This window comes from Bacillus sp. AR2-1 (assembly GCF_008368755.1).
In the GTDB taxonomy this organism is placed as follows: domain Bacteria; phylum Bacillota; class Bacilli; order Bacillales; family Bacillaceae_G; genus Bacillus_A; species Bacillus_A wiedmannii.
Genome location: NZ_QORY01000023.1, coordinates 29,102 through 46,301, shown reverse-complemented (window position 1 = coordinate 46,301; position 17,200 = coordinate 29,102). Strand labels below are relative to the sequence as shown.

Sequence of the window (17,200 nt, the reverse complement as noted above, 5' to 3'; positions counted from 1 at the left end):
ACCTAAAATACTTTACGTCTTTCTTTTTCTTGTTCTTGAAACTCATTAACATCTGTGTATATTTCCCTTGCTATTTCTCTCCCGTTTAAATTAACTTGCAAAATAGTTTGACCTTGTGATGCATATTGTCGCGCTCCTAATTGTTGTGCTAATGGTAATGATCCCATTATTCCATTGGCAATCGCATCGAAGGTTTGTTTTCGAAGAGGTAAAACTGTTTCGTCATATCCTCTTGCGTCACCACAATTGTTATGTTAAGGCTCTTTATCCTTAACTCTCCGGTTTTCACTGGAGTATCGGACTATATCATCACCCATTCATCGGGTGTCGTGCGCTCTTGGATATTTCGCCATACTTTTAGCTTAGGCTACTTTACCTAGTCTCTACACCTTCCTGTCGTTTCCGTACAGGCTTGGCTCGGGATTGCCATAGACAATTGTCCTTAGGTTTCCCCGAATTCACACGATATTTTATGCTGCCGATTTCTCGACAACCGGGCTAGATTTAACCCCAATTAATGTTGGGTTACCAGGCTTAATTAAAGCGCCGTTTGCAGCCCACTTAACACTGAAAGATGGTAAACCTTCACTTGCCCAATTAACAGGGTTTAGTGATCCATTTACACTAATCTTCGGGACAGGAATGTGAATACCACTAAACATATTTGCTACACCATTTTTAATTTTATCAATCCACCCCATAATCCCACTCCAAGCATCTTTAATAGGATTAATCAGTTTGTCTTTGATTTTCATAGCAGCTTCACCTATATCGATTGCCATACGAACTACAGAAGCTATTGGTTCCTTGATAAATGTCTTGAAATATCCAACGACAGTAGACCACATGCTACTAATCGTAGAACCAAAAGAAGATGCAAGCCCTTTTACTGCACCGAAAATTTGTTTAACAAACGAAAACTGGATAAGCCCCCAGATTAATTGGATTGCGCCACTGAAAATTTGTTTTATCCCTGCCCACATTCCAGAAAAATCACCAGTTAAAACAGATGCAAAAAACTTGATAATTCCCATAATGAGATTAACGGCACCCTGGATAATATCTTTTATAGCGTCCCATGCACTTTTTACAATCATCATTACAGCTGGCATTACAAAAGCTATAATAGATTGAATGATTGAAAAGGCATTTTTTACAGCTTGTACAATTTGATCTCCGTTTTCTTTCCAAAATGCAGCAATTTGAGAAATTATTCCGTTCACAAAGTTAAGGACATCCGTCAGCAAAGGCATCAAGTAAGGAGCTATTGTATTGAATACACCTTTAATAAAATCCCAAGTAGCCCCGATTATTCCCATAATTACAGGAGCAGCAGCTGAGATTAAGTTTTGTACACTTTCTATAAAGTTACTTAATTGGGCATGCACATCCTGAACAAACATAATAATGTCAGCCTTTTTCTCAGGCGAAAAACCTAACTTATCTAAGAAATTACTAGCAGCTCCCCAATCGCCAGATACGAGGGCTTTCATAGTTTCTACACCATACTGCACTGCCGCAGTAGTTTCTTGTATAAACTGAATTGAATTAGCAGAGAAACCAAGTTTAGTAAGAATGTCATATCCCTCAACCATGGCATTTCTATCACCAGAAGCCGCGAGCCAAAAATCTTGAATTGCTTTGGTTATTAACTGGATATTACCTATATAATTGTTTAAATCTACAAATCTTTTAATTGTACCGTCAACCCACCGGACCACCTGAGTTAATCCAAGGACAATAGCAGCTAATGCAGGAGCGATAAGTGTAAAAATCGTTATAGCTAAACCTTCTAGCGCAGATGTGAATTCAATCCACTTTCCTTTTAGATTGTCATTCATAGTTTTAGCCATTTTCGCAGCTGCACCATCAGCTTTTTCTAATGCTTTTGTATTTTTCTCTAATTTCTCGCTACCTTCTTGCATTAAAGCTGCCCAGTTTTTATATGCTTCTGCACCAAATAACGTTGTTAATGTAGCTGATTTTTGTTGGTTTGTCATACTACCTGTTTTATCTTCTAATTCTTTTATAATCGTTGGTAAAGGTTTAATTTTACCTTGCTGATCAAAGAAAGATAAATTCAACTCATCCATAACTTTTCGCATTTCTTTTGTCGGTTTAGCTAAACGCCCTAAAGATGTAGCGAAAGCTTGTCCTGCAACTGATCCTTGCAAACCACTATTTGCCATCGCCATAATTGCCGCTGATGTTTCTTCCATACTGAAACCGACAGTATGGGCAGTTCCAGCAGCATATTTCATCGCCTCGCCCATTTGTGTTACATTTGTATTTGAGTTAGAAGCAGCCAACGCTAATACATCTGCTGTATGGGTCGCTTTATCAGCTGACAATCCAAAACCACTCATGATATTAGACGCTATATCTGCTGCTGTACCTAAATCAAGTGCACCTGCCGCGGCTAAATCTAACATGCCAGGCATTGCTTTCATAATATCGCCAGTTTTAAAACCAGCTTGCGCAAGGTACATCATCCCTTCCCCAGCTTGTGTAGCGGAGAATTGAGTTGTTGCACCTAATTCTTTAGCTTGAGCTTCCAATTGCTTCATTTCACTTCCGGAAGCACCGGAAACAGCTGCTACTTTTGACATGATTTGTTCAAAGTTAGCACCTGCGGAAACAATACCAACAAGTGCGGCTCCTGCCCCTAATGCCATACCTGCCATACCACCAATAGCTATAGCGGAAGTCCCGACAGCTGCCCCCATTGAACCAGCCATTCTACCGACGCTACTAAAACCTCTATTTAAAATCCCTGTAGTTCGTTGACCGTGCTGTTCTGCTCGGTTCAATCCACCTCGTAATTCATCATCACGCAAGAATATTGAACCAAACATACGAAATAGTTCCATTTATTCACCCGCCTTTCCGCGGATTTTCGCAACTCGAGCAAACACTTCTTCTTTTGTAAGTTTCTGCTTCGGTGTTTGTTCGATTGAATCGTTGTATTGTTTTACCTGTTCTTGCGTTGGATTTTCGCGCTTATGTTTAAATTGAGGAAATGTTTCATCGCAGTACGGTTGTAGGGCACACCATTCCTCCCATAACATGCGGTCCATTTCTTTCTTCTTTGCGGTGAGATACAAGTTAATAACTATCTCTGCATCCAAACTCCTTATATACTCCATATTTGGATAGCGAGAAGCTAACGTATCGATGAAGTCTATTTCATCAAGTTCACCGCATTGGAAAAAAGCTTAACCAGCCCAACTTCTGAATCTTTGATTGCAATAAATAATCGAACCAACTCTTCTAGATTTAAAGTTCGAATCGTTTCCCAACCTGGTGATGTTTTTTTGCCACCTTCCTCTTCATGAACCAAAAGTCCGGCTACAAACTCGAAAAATTCTTGTTCTGCTTCTTCTAATCCGAAGATGAACTTCATGATGATGTCGTAACCAAAAGTCTCTTGTGCAGCTAATACATCAGCTTGTGTTGCTCCTTCTTTATTTCGTACGCCCATCATTAAATCTTTAAGTAAATTAATATCAACTTTGAATTTCGATTTCTTCAAAATACGAACTACAGAAAATAAATCTCCGCCATGAATTTGTCTCACTTTGTATTCTTTTTCTTGAATTGCAATAGTCACATTTATTCCTCCTTAAAATAAAAAGAGCAGGGATTTTCCCTACTCTTTAACCTGCTGGTATTAATTTAGCTGCTTCTGTCGCTGTTAAAATACGTTTTTTCCATGGTACTTTTCGAATGTTTTCTGGATCACGATGTCCTGTGAATGTTACTTCTGGAACAACTTCACTTTCGTTTTCAAATCCTAGTTCTAATGAACCGTCAGATAATGCGTTATATACGATAATTTCGACGATATCCCCACCTAAGGTTTCACCAACCCATGCTACATTTTTAAGATAACTTTCTTTCGTAAGACGTTCTGTAGCTTCAATTACATCGTATTTGATAGTTTTTCCATCTTTCGTAACAGTCTCTTCTGATACTTTTAATCCAGCAATAAAGTTTTTAATTTTATCTTTATCAAGGAATTCAAGCGTTTTAAAACTGATTTGAGTTTTTGATTTTGTAATACGTTTCATCCCCATAGTGTCACCTGGAGAACCATCATATTCAATTTCTTTAAACTCTGGCTCATACTTAAACGAACCGCCACCTTGCGTAGCGCCTACAGGAAGTTCGTCTTTTTCTCCATAATTAAAGAAGAATGCACCCCAATCTCCGAAGAGGACATTCTCTGGTTTTGGTTGTGGAGCTGCCATATAATCCACCCTTTCTATTGTTTGAAATAAGTTCGTAAAATGAATCGTACTTCTTTGCGTCTGATATTCGGGTCTGGATCAGGTACTTTTTGACTCGAAAGATAAGAAATAGCAGCACCAAATTCAGCGCTGCTTAATCTCTTTCTATGAAGGCTGTTTTCTAAATCAGTAATTAACCGGTCAATCTTTGCTATATGAGCAGAAGTACCGTAAATATCAATTGTAAGCATGATATTCTTCCGTCCCCATGGTTCTTTATCATCGTTAACTGTATACACCAGATAAGGCATTTCAGTCGTTGCTTTCGCGATTTCATAGTATGTTTCTTTATGAATCTTTTTCAATTCACCGTGTAATATATTTATAAAGTCATTCATGCTATCTACCTCATTAATGACGAATAGGTTCGTGTGCCAACTTGCGTAATCATCGGTTTATTATTCTCTGCTGCAGGTCTAAGAAATGGTTGTGCGTGTTGTCCTTGCGTTTTAACCATCTTCCCTGTTTTGGGATCGCGATACATCCAAGGACTTTTACGGCCATCCCCATCAACTGCATAGATTCCTGTGCCTTTCTCAACGTAAATGCCGTAATCAGAAGATGTACCAATAACAACCTTTTCTTGTTCTGCTTTAGAACTAATACTTCTTCTTAGATTACCAGTGTCTACAGCAGCTAGTAATTTAGCTTTAGAACTAACAAAATGACCGACAGCGGTATGCGCTGCTTTCTTTGCGGCTAAGTGCCTTGCCATTACTGCAGCTCTATTTGATTGGAATTTCATGCTCATATGGCAACATCTCCAATTCTATTTGAAAGAATCTACCCGCATTCATTGGATCACCTGGATAAGTAACACTGTATACCTTCTTATCAATAACTAATCTATCTTGAATAGTTACATCGAATGGTAAGCAATAAAAGAAATGCGTGCTTTTCTCCTCTACTTTCTTATTACGGGCGTCCTTTGTTCCTTGCATGGTATCTAGTACACCTTTAACAGTGTTAATTTGTTCCCATTCTTCTGTGGGATATGGTCCATCATCGGAACCATCATTACGAAGTACTGAAGCATCTTTACCAAACTTACGAATCATTGATTGAATCATAAGACACGCAACCTCACTTTCAGCCCTTTCGTAATACTAGTAGGGTAATCTCCAATATCATCATAAGTAACAGAATAGTTACCTAACGATTCACTTTTCTTTCCTTCTCTCTCCTGCTCCATATACTGATGAACCACCATTTTAGCGATAATGCCTGGATAAGCAGGAGGAAATTCAGGAATCTTTCTATTCGTGTACTCAGCAACCATTAACATTGTATCTCCAATGCTTAATACGTTTTCATTACTTACATTAGGTACTTGCAGCTTTACACGTTTTAAAATTTCTGCTTCCATATCTTCCATCTGATCACCTACTTACTTAAAAGAAAAAAATGGAGAAGGCTTATTAAGCCCCTCCACCTGGTTTTTCCGGAGTAATTGATGTAACTGTAGCTGTAAGTACCGCTATTGACTCTTGACGAAGGATATCTCCACCATAAACCATAAGACCACGAATACCATCTGCAAAGGAATTTTGCAGACGTTGTGCCTCTGTTTCAGTTAACTGTGTCCCGTATCCAATGGCAGACTTATGAAGACCTAAAATTTTATACTTACCACCGGTACCGTGTATTTCTTCTGATACAACGATTTGTGATCCATTAATAATCTGTCCTTCAACAATACCATTTTCTAAAACAACCGGTTGCTTAGTAAAGCGATCATCTTTAGATAATAAACCTAAAACCTGAGAATTGATGATTGTGAATCGCTCAGTTTTAGGAACCTTTTTAATATTTAAAATCGTATTTAAGTCTACAATGTAATCATATGCATTTTTAGGCGATAACTCAATTGGACTAGAGTCACTCCCAATTGTATGAGTTTTATGAGCACCTTTATAAAGCCCTAATACGAATGTATCAACGGTTTCCTGGAGTACCGCTCCTGCCTCTTGTGTATGTGGGTCGATTAAATCTCCAGCAGCCTGAACTGCATCTACATCATCAACTTTGAAAGCAAAATATTTTTGTTGATCCATATTAATTTCTACTTTAGAAGGGTTGGTATCATCCCATTCGATTGTACCATTATAATCTTTTACATTTACTGCGCCTACACGATTAAAGATAATCTTATTACCTTCGATTTTCGTTGGCGTTGTTGTAATTAAATCCGCAATAGAACGCTTGTGGAAGTTCGCCATCAAGCGCGCTTCCCAAATTGTTGGAATAAAAGTTGATACTGACATATATTAATTCCTCCTTAATGTTTTTCCATAACAAAAGAGATTACTAAACTAGCAATCTCTTTTGTTCGTTTTATATTTTTTTGACTGTACCATTCAAATCACTTAACTTTCCTAGTGCTACTTACCCCAATTGCGCATATCCTTCTGAATTTGTGCCCAGTTCGCATTAATTTCAGCTTGACTCATTGAATTTACTTGTTCTCTCGTAAATCCCCCTCCAGTTCCGCCACTAACATGGATTTCTCGACCAGCAGCTTTAAACTTTTCAGCCACTTTGACTTCTAATGCAGTAGAGAATAAATCATTAAATTTTGACACCCTAACTTTTGTATCTTCTACATCTGAACCAATAACAAAATCTACAAATTTAAGATCCAATCCAACCGCTGATAAACCATCTGATGCAACACTCTGCATTTCTTTCTGATGAAGTACTCTTTCCCGCTCTTCTAGTTGTTCCTGAAGTTGCTTCATCTCATATTCAGCTTTCTCTTGGGCAGTCATAGACGCGGTTTTATAGTTCTCTAATTCCTTTTTTGTTGCATTCAGTTCTTTCGAATATTTAGAGCGCACTCTATCTTCTGCTGATTGTACCATCTTCTCAATAAATGTTTTTGTTGCATCATCTAATTTCGGTTCTTTTTGTTCACCAACTGGCGGTTCTTTTTGCTCTTCAACTAGTGAATCTTTTATATCATCTGCAGGTGATGTTTGTTCATTCTGTAGTGTCTCATCTGCAGGTATTGCAGGATCAGAAAAGAATTGCAGATTTGATAAACGTAACGGTAACCTTGTTAGTTTTCTTTCTTCTAAAAACTGTACTTCCGCTTGCTTTTGTAATTGTTTCATTATTATTCCTCCTCTGAGTCCCTATAATTACGCCCTATTAAGTTCGTAGTCTATAAGCCCTCAAGTGTTTTTTATTATTCAAGAGAGTCTTTCCATTCTTCATAACTAACTGCGGTAATAACCTTATTCTTACCTGTAGTTGGGTTTCTGGCCCTTCTCTCAATGAATGGGCTAACATCCGCTACCTCAGTAATGAAAGTACAGCGGCATCGTACAACTTCTTTAGCAGGTAAATTACTATCCTGTGGATATTCGCAGCTATATCCACCGACTTTAAATAATCCTTTAAACGGTACTTTTTGATGATCTGCTGCTTGGTGAGTAGGACGCGTACGTTTATCTAATGTAGAAATCCAAATCTTCTTCATTAATACACCTTCATCAAAAGCTTGAGAAGCACTGTCATAAGTACCTAAGTTTTGTACCCTAGCACTTTCTGTCCAAGCGACCATTTGTGCTTTCTTCGCATCACCATCAAGTATCGGCTTAATCCGATTTGCCATTGTTGCATATCCTTCGCCTTTTCTAAGACCAATAGATAATTCTCTGCGTATTCGGTTAACTATCTGTACTCGATGTGTACTTAACCTTTGATTGAGTGTCATATTATCTATTGGCATTTGTACCGCCCGTTTAATTACGTTTGGGTCAAGAAGACCATACGAAAGAGCCACGCCGACTTCTTTCTCGATTAGATAACTCGTATAATAAAAAGACTCTCCATACTGATTGGAGAGCGTTTCATTGAGAGTTTTCTTTTTCTCATATGTTATTTCATTAATAACTTGTTGCAGTTCACTTTGCATGTTCTTATATCGATTGAATCGACGCATTTCCTGCATACTCAACTGCTCATTTACCGCATATTTGGCATAATAAAAAGCCAGTATTCCTCTGACTTCTTCTAAAGCATCTTTATACAGGTAGAGAATCGCCTTTTCCAGTTCGTCCTCTATCTTTTGGAGGTGTTTCTGCTTCTTGTCCCATTCCATTAGGCACACCTACCTTGTCGAGATTCATGGAATCCGCTTCTTCTTCCTGCATCTTCTGTATTTCCGCTTTCGGATCAGAAACAACAGATAACATAGATAATCGTGTTTCTTCACTTACTAAACCTTGTAGTTTAGACTGCACATCAGCTTCATCAGCTAAGTTGGCTGGAAGGTTTCGCGTGAATTGGAACGTCATACAAAGGTAGTCTAGCTCTCTTTTATTTGAGCGTAAGTTCCAAGCGTCAAACAATAACTTAAATTGTTGTCGCAATGACTTAGTAAACTTCATTTCTAATGTTCCTGATTTAGTTTCTAAAGCTAATAACTTGTAACGAATAGCAACACCAGTAAGGTTACCACCAAATGATTCATCAGAAAGGTTCACATGCTTTGTGAAACGGCATATATTCTTTTCTAATCTGTCGAGATGGTGTTCAAGTATGTTGTCATTAAGGTCCTTAGTTAAAAAAGAAGCCTCACCATTCTCACCTACATCAAGAGCTCCTGTTTGTTTTAGCTTCTCGATAGTATCATCATCTATATCAACGCCTTTAAAGATCATATAAGCCAGACGAAACTGTTCAATTTCACTGTTTACATCGGAAAACGAACGGTCGTAACCCTCAATAAGTGATATAGCTTTATCTACATCTCCTTGTAATTCTTCATTGTTAGGAAACCCAATAAGTGGCACACCTTTAAATAAGTTAGGAATACGTTCAGTCTCTGTTAACTTATCTAAATCTTCACCAGTGTACTCAATAATATTTGTTTCATTGTAAAACTCTACTTTGTAACCATCCTTGAAATCATCACCATCAATTACTTTGATTGGATAGCAGCGTATAGCGTATTTAGGTTCTGCAATGCTTGAATTCGTAAGAAATATAGCTTCGTAAGGTTTGATATTCATAACCTTTTCGATGCCTTCTTTATCGTGATACAGTAGTCTCGCTCCGTATCCACAAATAGAAGCGAACTTCCCTGTTTCTGCGTCAGCATCCTCAGTATGATTCGCTTTTAAAAAGTCCTGAATACGTTTCAATACTTCATCATCTTCATGATCTAAGCTGTATGAGATGGGCAACCCAAACATATACCCTATCTTTGTATCAATAATTTCAGAAAAGAAGTCATTGTTTAGCTTATTGTTAACCTTATCTTTATTACCATCACCTTTAAACTCGCGAGTAAAGATAGGTACACCCTTTTCGCTTGCTTTATAGCGTTCGTACCTATTAATCATGCGTTGTTTCAATGGTTTGAACTCATCAATAATCTTTTTGAGCAGCTTTGGTGTAGGCTCACCATTTTGTTCATCCAGTAACGGAATATAATGTTCAAACATCGTCTCACCTCCTTAATAGATTGACTTAACTGCTCTAGCTTTGTTATTAGACATAATTACGGTATTTACAAAATAGCGATCAGCATCCATTTGATGGTCATTCTGCTTAATTGGTTTGTCTTCCCCCCGTTCCATTGCTTTTTCATCCCATACATAAGAAGAAAATTCACGGAACGTTTCTTTACAGTTGTCACAGAATTTCACCAAACCAGTAGTTAATGCTGTTGCTACGTTTCGTATACCTTCAAGTACATCATTCTTTGCTTTCTTTACTTTCCAACCTTTTTGTTTCAGTAAAATAATAAATGAGCTTGCCGATGGGTCTACGATAATACGCTTGGTTAGACCGTTTGCAAACTCAACTAAATCATCATAATATTGTTCATCTGACTTTTGTAAATTCTTCTTACGAGCGTCATGATGGTATTCTTTCACCTTATACCAAATGCCACCACATAAGCCCCATAAACCAAAAGCCATAGGGTTTTGTGTACCGTAATCGCAGGATATATAGTACTGTTCGTATTTTCTTGGATGCGACGGTACAACATGTTCACCTTCATTAAACATACTATATATTAACCCTTCCGCCATTACCCATAAACCTAATATATAGCGTTGATAGAACACACCACTAAACATACGTTTAAAGCGGTCTTTTACTTTCTCAGAAAGAGATAAATTATCGTCCATTGTGAATTTTAAATGACAAACTAACTTCTCTTTTTTCTTATCGATAAGCTCTGTTTTTACAAAGTGATATGGCGAACCAGGGTTACAGTTCATAAATATCTTTGCGCCATCAACAGAACAACGCCCAATCATTTGATCTATAAATGATTTAGGAAATAGAGCAGCTTCATCAGCTAATGAACCAGCAGCGGTTAAACCTTGTAACGTATCCTGCGAATTCTCCTTATTAGCTCCAAACAAATAGTACGTATTCCATCCAATTTGCAGATAGTTTTCAGAGCGGTTGTAATCATAACGCCATCCCCAAGCTGTAAGTATCTGTATCATCGGATTGATTACGTTACGTTTTAATGAGCCGATCGATTTACCAGCAATGATAAATGACTCACCCTTAAACTTTTCCTGTGACCATTGCAGGAAGCTACAGATCATCGAAATTGTTTTTCCAGAACGAATCGCTCCATCTGCAATAACAATGTCATGATTCTCATATGGCGAACCATCTCGCCACCACCACAACAATTGTAATTGTTTATTTGAAAACGGCTGGAACTTAAACGATTTGGTTTTTCGCTTTTTAATCCTCGCCATCTGCATCACCGAATACTTCTTTCATCTTTTCTGGATCAGGAGCAGTTGCTTGTAAAAAATCTTGAATTGCTTCTGCATTATCATCATCTTCAACACCAGTTAAATTTGCAATTTCAGCATTAGCTTTCTTTATGTTCGCTTTCTGTACTTCCATATGCATCTTGTGACGTTCTTCTTCAATTTTTCGCTTGAAGTTATCAGGCACTAAATCAAAGTACATCGCCAATTTATCAAGTGCTCTCATCTTGTCAGCAAGCTTGATAGAAACGCCTTCTTTTCCTTTTTTCACTTCCGCAATGATAGAGCCATCAACCATATCTGATTCATTAAAATCAACATAACTAATGGTTCTCATGACTGGCTTTCCATCTTCATCTTTTACAGGCCCAAACGGTCCCATCACTTCTACATCTTTTTGACCAAAGGTTACGTAATTTGTAATATCAGCAAAAGCAATTTTGATGTACTCATTCAATACATCCATCGCTTCTACAAATATATTCTCAACCATTTCACCTTTAATCTCTCGAATATACGATGCTACACGTTCTCTTCTCAGTAACCGGCTACTCGTAACATGCGCGCTACTCTTTGCATAGCCAGCTTTCAGTGCAGCTTGTGTACCATTAAAATACTTCATGTAATACAAACAAAAGAGCCGCTCTTGTTCTGTCAGCTCTTCATCATCTAGCATCTTTTTTAACTTGGCTTTTGTCTTGGGATTTTTAACATTGGTAACGCTCCTTTTCGCAATAGTAACGTTACCTTTTAATTGTTCGTCCCATTTATCTTGTGATTTCCACTTTCTAATTTGCGAAGGTTTGAGGTTTAACTCAGCCGCAATATCAATTAATGGCTTCTCTCCTTTACTTGCTTTATATATTTCAAATGCTTTGTCACGATCCGGGCTTCGTTGCCTAGCCATATTCACCACCTCACGGTAATTCCTAAATTATTTCGCGGAAAATTCAAAATATATATTCATAAATATGTCCAAGTTGCTATAATAAAATTAACATTGCCATCTGGAAAAGTGATTCGCCCCCATGCGAGTTGCTTTTCCTTTTTTATGGCTATTGTTTTAAGAATTCATCCATAGTTTTGTCTAACAAACTAACCATTGCTTCTCTCTTTTGCTTTGGTGTTGTATTGTCTTCCAACTCATTAAAGATTGGAATTGCACTTTCTAATTTCTGTTTATCGATATGTTCATTTACAAGGTCTTGTCCTAGCATTGAAATGAATGTACCAATTGCAACCGCTTGTTCTTGTTTAGTTAATTTCATTTGTTCTCTCTCCTTTCATCAAACCTTCTCGCTTCTTCTATCGCATATACGATAGCATCTAAAATATTTTCACCATCAACCTTTTCAAATCATCAACTTGAACCTTTAAGCCTTCCACAGTTTGCAATAACACATATACCGTTTCCTTTAACTCTTGATTTTCTTTAGCTAAATTAGATAAAAATTCAAGTTTCTTTTTCAATTTGATTTTTTGTAACATTGCATCCATTACTTACACCACCTATGTAATTTTTATATAATAAAAAGCACCCATTAATATAGGTACTTTAATTTAGTGAATATTAGTTTTATGGCCCAAAGTATTAATATCCCAGCCAAACAAAAAATAATCGGTTGCTTAAGTAATATCACCAATGCATTTAATAACATATCAATTTTAGACATGCAATCACCTCCTGTTTTTCATCATACAATAAGAGATGTTACAAATATCTTTAAATTAAATTATAAAAATATTAATATTCTATTACAATTCTTTACATATAAAAAGCACTCCCTAAGGAATGCTTTCACTTTACAGTTTAATTAAGTTCACAGTGATTGAATGTTCACCAGGAGAATTAAAAACATTTTGATGAATTACCGATTCAACTTTATATTTTTCTCCACCTGGAGCTGGATCTTCAATGATATCCCCAGTAGCTGGAACCGTTAATAAGTTATTAGGAATAAGGTTTCTCACTTCCTCATTCTCTTTATGAATAAATTGCACTCTCATATGTAGCACCTCCTTTTCTATCTCTATATATAAATTCAACAAAAAATAACATTTCCCTTTTAATATATTTCTAAAATACTTATTTTACATATAATAACAGAGCAACCGTGCACCAGTTGTCCTTTCATCAGTGCTTTCTATTTACTGTTATGAAACAGTAACGCCCACGATAATTGCTATTAGTTAAATTATCTTGTATCTATCTTTTTCTCCATTTTTACTCGATTAAATCTGAAGCTAAAAATTGCTAAAGCGTTACATATAACTCTTTATACAAAATTATTCCGTCCGAAAGTTTTTTGAGAACAGAGAACACTTTCAGATGTTTTTGTAAGCTTAATATCAAATCCAATTAAAAATATGCGTTATCTGGATTTATTTGCTATAATTCTTTTGGTTAGGAGGTGAATAATATGAACAAAACTTTATATTCTTTAAAAGATTATGTAAACGCTATTATCTGGCTTTTGTTACCTTGTGCAGTTATTTTTGCGAGTGCATATCCAACTTTCTTTTTATATTTTATTCTATTTCTCTCAATATTATTTTCTTATTATGGGTTTACTATGAAATCTCTAATTAATAGTTTGGGTTTGAAACTGATAATCCCAGTCTATCGATTATTGACTTTTTGTCTTTCAATAATTTCTTTTACAACATTTATGGTGATAGTGCTCAACAACAAGATTGCCTTTTTTTCTATTTTAGCAACAAAGTACACGGAAGAACTATCTTACTTCCTAATAATGTATATAATTTCTACATTCCTATTTTTTCTGTTCGAGATAATATTTTATATTTATAAGCATATTAAAGACCCAAAGAATATTAAAGAAAACAATGATCGGTTAAAATTCAGTTTACAGCTATTCATAGCCATCTTTACCACATTAATACTACCCGACATAGTTTTTGGAGCACTCTACATCTTCACATTTAGTTTTTATGATGCTACAATGTCTGAAAAAAGTCTTGAGGAGTTTTCATATTTTAGTTTCCTTATACATTTTGCATTACCTATAAATTCTAAAAGTATCCTAGACTACGTGCAATTTCTTAATGAGCACACCTTGACTAGAATTCTTCAAGTAGTACACATTATTACATGTAAATTTCTTGATTTAACATTTTTAGCTATTCTAATTCAATATTTTTTAGGTTTTATAAATACGTTTCATATTCAAAATAAAAACAATAAAGATTCATAGAATATTTTGCTCAGGTTATTATATTGATCTGAGCAAAATTTAATAAAAAGAGCAACCGTGCATCAGTTGCCCTTTCGTCAAAATCTTATGTTATTGCTATAAATACGGTAAATGAAGTTTTATCCTTCTCTCAGCTAACAACCACGGCAGACACTATCGGCAAACTTATCAGGTTCCCCCTCATTCCATATACCTAGGATGTTGTTAGCTCAAAGAAGAGCAAAAGCCCTCCTCATTAACGGTAACATCCAATCAGTTTCATCTGTTTGTTTCGGATTTTTGTGCCGCTATAATGAAGCCGTTTAGAAAGAATATTGTACAAAGGAATTTTATGAGTTGTATTTTACGCCACTTCTCACAATGCAAATATATTACGTTGATTCCAAAACAAAGGGCGCATTTACAGCCCAAAAGCGGTCATGACTCTGCCATTAACAGTTCATCTTTTTATTCTGGACACTCTTATACCATATTTACCATTTAATAAATCGGAAGTATCAATTATCCGAGTGTAGTCACTTAAATCTCCAATATTAATCTCAAAGTTCTTTTCTACCTTTTTGTTCAATATCACAAATCGATATTCACGTTGTGGTTCAAAGAATCGATCCTTTTGGAAGAATAATGAGATATCCCCCTCTAAATATGACTTTATTCGTTTTCCATGATTTATATCAAAATCTGAATACTGTACCTTGTTATCAGTGTATATTATTCCTTGTTCCTCAAATACTTCTTCAACCCTTTGCATAAATATACTCGGTGGCATTACTAATGCGCATTCACCAAAATACCTAACCATTTGCTCTTTTTGTTCTTCTGTAAACCTAACCTCAGTATCAATATATTCATCTGTTATTTCTATTATTTCTAACATATCTGATTCAATCGTAAACAAACAAAATACTGGATATTGTAAAAAGTCGTTATATCTATAATTCATTCTTTCTGCTTTAAACTTACCAATCTCTTCATTCGTTCCTTCTTTATAGATTGTAAAATCAGCATCTTTAATAATACCTGCTACCTCATCAATGTCTCCCATACCCTTTTCACCAGTACTTTTTTGGAGATCAATAAAGTATTGAAAGTTGTTCATATATAAGTTTCCTTTTTGCAAAGGTTCAAGAAATTTCCTTTGACTGAACTTAAAAAAGCCGAATAACATATTATCGTATTCTTTCATAGATGATAATCGCATAATTCCCCTCCTAATATTCTCTTAAAAAACATTTCAATTATAACCCTTTTCATTAATTACCCATATCTTATATTTTGTGTAACTAAATCAAACACTATATTCTGTTCCGTACTGCGCTGTTTCGCCATCTACATTTCCCCTGCCGCCTTACGTTCGAGTTTGTTTTGCGCAAAAGAAAAAGCACCTAAAAAGTGATTTTTCCATTGAATAAATTAAATTTATAATAATTTTCACTTAAAATCAGGTCCAATTTTCTATCGAAATCCATTGATGACTCGAAGCTTCCAAGTATTGATTTTTTTTGCTTAGCATCCATACTTTCAATCCAAGATGGCTTAAAAAAGATATTTTCTGTATACTCAATTAGTAAAAAATTTAAATATTTTAGCAAATCGTTTATCGACAGCGCTTCAAGTTGTTCAAAGTATTTACGATAGATCACATCATCATCTTTGTGATAAGACAATAAAATATTGGTACCATTTTCAATTGGGTATATTGTTACAAATACCAATGGCATTTTATCTGTTTTTTTATTTGTATAAACTTCATTTATTGTGTTCCCTTTTAAATCATCCCGAACTGCAAATGAGGCACTACTTGCGAAATCAACTTCAAAATCTAATTTTCTATAGATTGTTCTTATTTTCTCAAAATTAGATTCCATATAATTATTATTAAATATCTCATATTGTTTAGCGCAATCTGAAACACTCAGTACGGCTAGCCTATATCCATATACATCTTGTCCATTTAGCATTGAATCAGGGAACTCCTTAAAATGATTTTGCAGAAGATTCAATTCCCTATTTTTATTATGGTACTGTAGAGTAAGTGCTCTAAATGCAAAAAGAAAATTTTGAATAGGTTCTTGATTATATTCTTTTTGTTCAATAGGTTTAAAAAGTTCAGTGTCATGAAAATTACAAAAACCAAAAAAAGTACTAGCTTTATTTCTGCTTAACTTTTTAAACACAGGTTTTAATTCTGATTTTTCGACTTCTCCTCTAATATGATATACATGTCCATCATCACTCACTCTATTCAATATTCTATTATTTTGAATGGAGTGAGCTCCTTTTATTAATCCTTCACATCTTTCTTTATCAAAAGCAAAACATGTTTTAAAATCCGTGTATTCCCAACTTTTATTCATAATGTAATTCAATCTACTATCTGAATACTCTACCTTGTCATGCTTGGTGTATTTCGCTTCTCTTGCTTTTTGATAACAACAAAATTTAAATTTCTGGTCCGAACCACAAGGACAGGACTCATATGGTTCGAATTTCATCTTTTCAATTTCATACATATCATTTATATTCATCACAATAACATTCCTATCTACTTATAATTTATATATATCTATTATACATCAAATTATTAGTATGTTAGGGATTCAATTCGTATTCATGTCACCAATCAACCCAGCAACCCTACCAGGCTCAATAAGAAACACAAAAGCCACGACACTCACGCATCGTGGCTGAATATATACATGTAATTGGTCTTTTCGTCCTTATTGCGGATTCTTACCGCCCATGCCCGTTCTCCGGTAACGTTTTGATAAAGGGGCTATGATCATTGGTTATGAGCGCATAGATACGTTATCCCCACGTTATGCTCTTTTCAAAGAACAATTAACTGTAGGAATATCGTACCGCTGATTCCAATGTAAAAAGGTACCCAATTCACTGCCCAAAACACTGCCCTGAATGGTACCCTAAAACTTTCATATTC

The 17,200-nt window shown here is 35.7% G+C and carries 20 protein-coding genes; all 20 read right to left on the bottom strand.

Annotation, left to right across the window (positions count from 1 at the left end):
• Positions 1-2 precede the first annotated feature (2 nt).
• On the bottom strand, positions 3-167 hold the full coding sequence (locus DT250_RS24790; protein ID WP_370513130.1) for a hypothetical protein: 165 nt from the start codon (positions 165-167) through the stop codon (positions 3-5).
• Between the two features lie 303 nt (positions 168-470).
• On the bottom strand, positions 471-2,870 hold the full coding sequence (locus DT250_RS24785) for a phage tail tape measure protein (RefSeq protein WP_255450430.1): 2,400 nt from the start codon (positions 2,868-2,870) through the stop codon (positions 471-473).
• Positions 2,871-3,128, bottom strand: coding sequence for a hypothetical protein (locus DT250_RS24780; protein ID WP_000338487.1), 258 nt, complete (start codon positions 3,126-3,128; stop codon positions 2,871-2,873).
• Between the two features lie 53 nt (positions 3,129-3,181).
• A complete protein-coding gene (locus DT250_RS24775) occupies positions 3,182-3,610 on the bottom strand; it encodes a hypothetical protein (RefSeq protein ID WP_149213862.1) in 429 nt (142 codons plus the stop codon).
• 46 nt (positions 3,611-3,656) lie between these two features.
• Positions 3,657-4,250 carry a hypothetical protein gene (locus DT250_RS24770; protein WP_000729986.1) on the bottom strand — a complete coding sequence of 198 codons (594 nt, stop codon included), beginning with the start codon at positions 4,248-4,250 and terminating at the stop codon, positions 3,657-3,659.
• Positions 4,251-4,264: 14 nt separating this feature from the next.
• On the bottom strand, positions 4,265-4,627 hold the full coding sequence (locus DT250_RS24765) for a hypothetical protein (RefSeq protein ID WP_149213861.1): 363 nt from the start codon (positions 4,625-4,627) through the stop codon (positions 4,265-4,267).
• 5 nt (positions 4,628-4,632) lie between these two features.
• Positions 4,633-5,040, bottom strand: coding sequence for an HK97-gp10 family putative phage morphogenesis protein (locus DT250_RS24760; protein ID WP_149213860.1), 408 nt, complete (start codon positions 5,038-5,040; stop codon positions 4,633-4,635).
• Entirely contained in the window at positions 5,015-5,359 is a 345-nt protein-coding gene (locus tag DT250_RS24755; RefSeq protein ID WP_149213859.1) for a head-tail adaptor protein, read from the bottom strand. The genes DT250_RS24760 and DT250_RS24755 overlap by 26 nt, the downstream gene beginning before the upstream one ends.
• Entirely contained in the window at positions 5,356-5,664 is a 309-nt protein-coding gene (locus DT250_RS24750; protein WP_149213858.1) for a head-tail connector protein, read from the bottom strand. The genes DT250_RS24755 and DT250_RS24750 overlap by 4 nt, the downstream gene beginning before the upstream one ends.
• A 43-nt stretch (positions 5,665-5,707) precedes the next feature.
• Entirely contained in the window at positions 5,708-6,553 is an 846-nt protein-coding gene (locus DT250_RS24745; protein WP_000116908.1) for a phage major capsid protein, read from the bottom strand.
• Positions 6,554-6,670: 117 nt separating this feature from the next.
• Entirely contained in the window at positions 6,671-7,402 is a 732-nt protein-coding gene (locus tag DT250_RS24740; protein ID WP_149213857.1) for a DUF4355 domain-containing protein, read from the bottom strand.
• Between the two features lie 74 nt (positions 7,403-7,476).
• A complete protein-coding gene (locus tag DT250_RS24735; RefSeq protein ID WP_149213856.1) occupies positions 7,477-8,244 on the bottom strand; it encodes a phage head morphogenesis protein in 768 nt (255 codons plus the stop codon).
• 73 nt (positions 8,245-8,317) lie between these two features.
• The gene (locus DT250_RS24730; RefSeq protein ID WP_149213855.1) at positions 8,318-9,742 is read right to left on the bottom strand and encodes a phage portal protein; all 1,425 of its coding nucleotides are present in this window, start codon (positions 9,740-9,742) and stop codon (positions 8,318-8,320) included.
• Between the two features lie 12 nt (positions 9,743-9,754).
• Positions 9,755-11,026: a PBSX family phage terminase large subunit gene (locus tag DT250_RS24725; RefSeq protein ID WP_149213854.1), complete on the bottom strand. Its 1,272-nt coding sequence runs from the start codon at positions 11,024-11,026 to the stop codon at positions 9,755-9,757.
• Complete coding sequence (locus DT250_RS24720) at positions 11,013-11,951, bottom strand: terminase small subunit (RefSeq protein WP_149213853.1); 939 nt, start codon at positions 11,949-11,951, stop codon at positions 11,013-11,015. The genes DT250_RS24725 and DT250_RS24720 overlap by 14 nt, the downstream gene beginning before the upstream one ends.
• A 148-nt stretch (positions 11,952-12,099) precedes the next feature.
• A complete protein-coding gene (locus tag DT250_RS24715) occupies positions 12,100-12,312 on the bottom strand; it encodes a hypothetical protein (RefSeq protein WP_149213852.1) in 213 nt (70 codons plus the stop codon).
• A 58-nt stretch (positions 12,313-12,370) separates the two neighbouring features.
• Positions 12,371-12,541, bottom strand: a complete 171-nt coding sequence (locus DT250_RS24710) for a hypothetical protein (RefSeq protein WP_255450415.1) — start codon at positions 12,539-12,541, stop codon at positions 12,371-12,373.
• A gap of 306 nt (positions 12,542-12,847) precedes the next feature.
• Entirely contained in the window at positions 12,848-13,051 is a 204-nt protein-coding gene (locus tag DT250_RS24705; RefSeq protein ID WP_098289260.1) for a hypothetical protein, read from the bottom strand.
• Positions 13,052-14,698: 1,647 nt separating this feature from the next.
• The gene (locus tag DT250_RS24695) at positions 14,699-15,460 is read right to left on the bottom strand and encodes a hypothetical protein (RefSeq protein ID WP_149213850.1); all 762 of its coding nucleotides are present in this window, start codon (positions 15,458-15,460) and stop codon (positions 14,699-14,701) included.
• A 184-nt stretch (positions 15,461-15,644) separates the two neighbouring features.
• Complete coding sequence (locus DT250_RS24690) at positions 15,645-16,787, bottom strand: SEC-C domain-containing protein (RefSeq protein WP_255450414.1); 1,143 nt, start codon at positions 16,785-16,787, stop codon at positions 15,645-15,647.
• Positions 16,788-17,200: the final 413 nt, after the last annotated feature.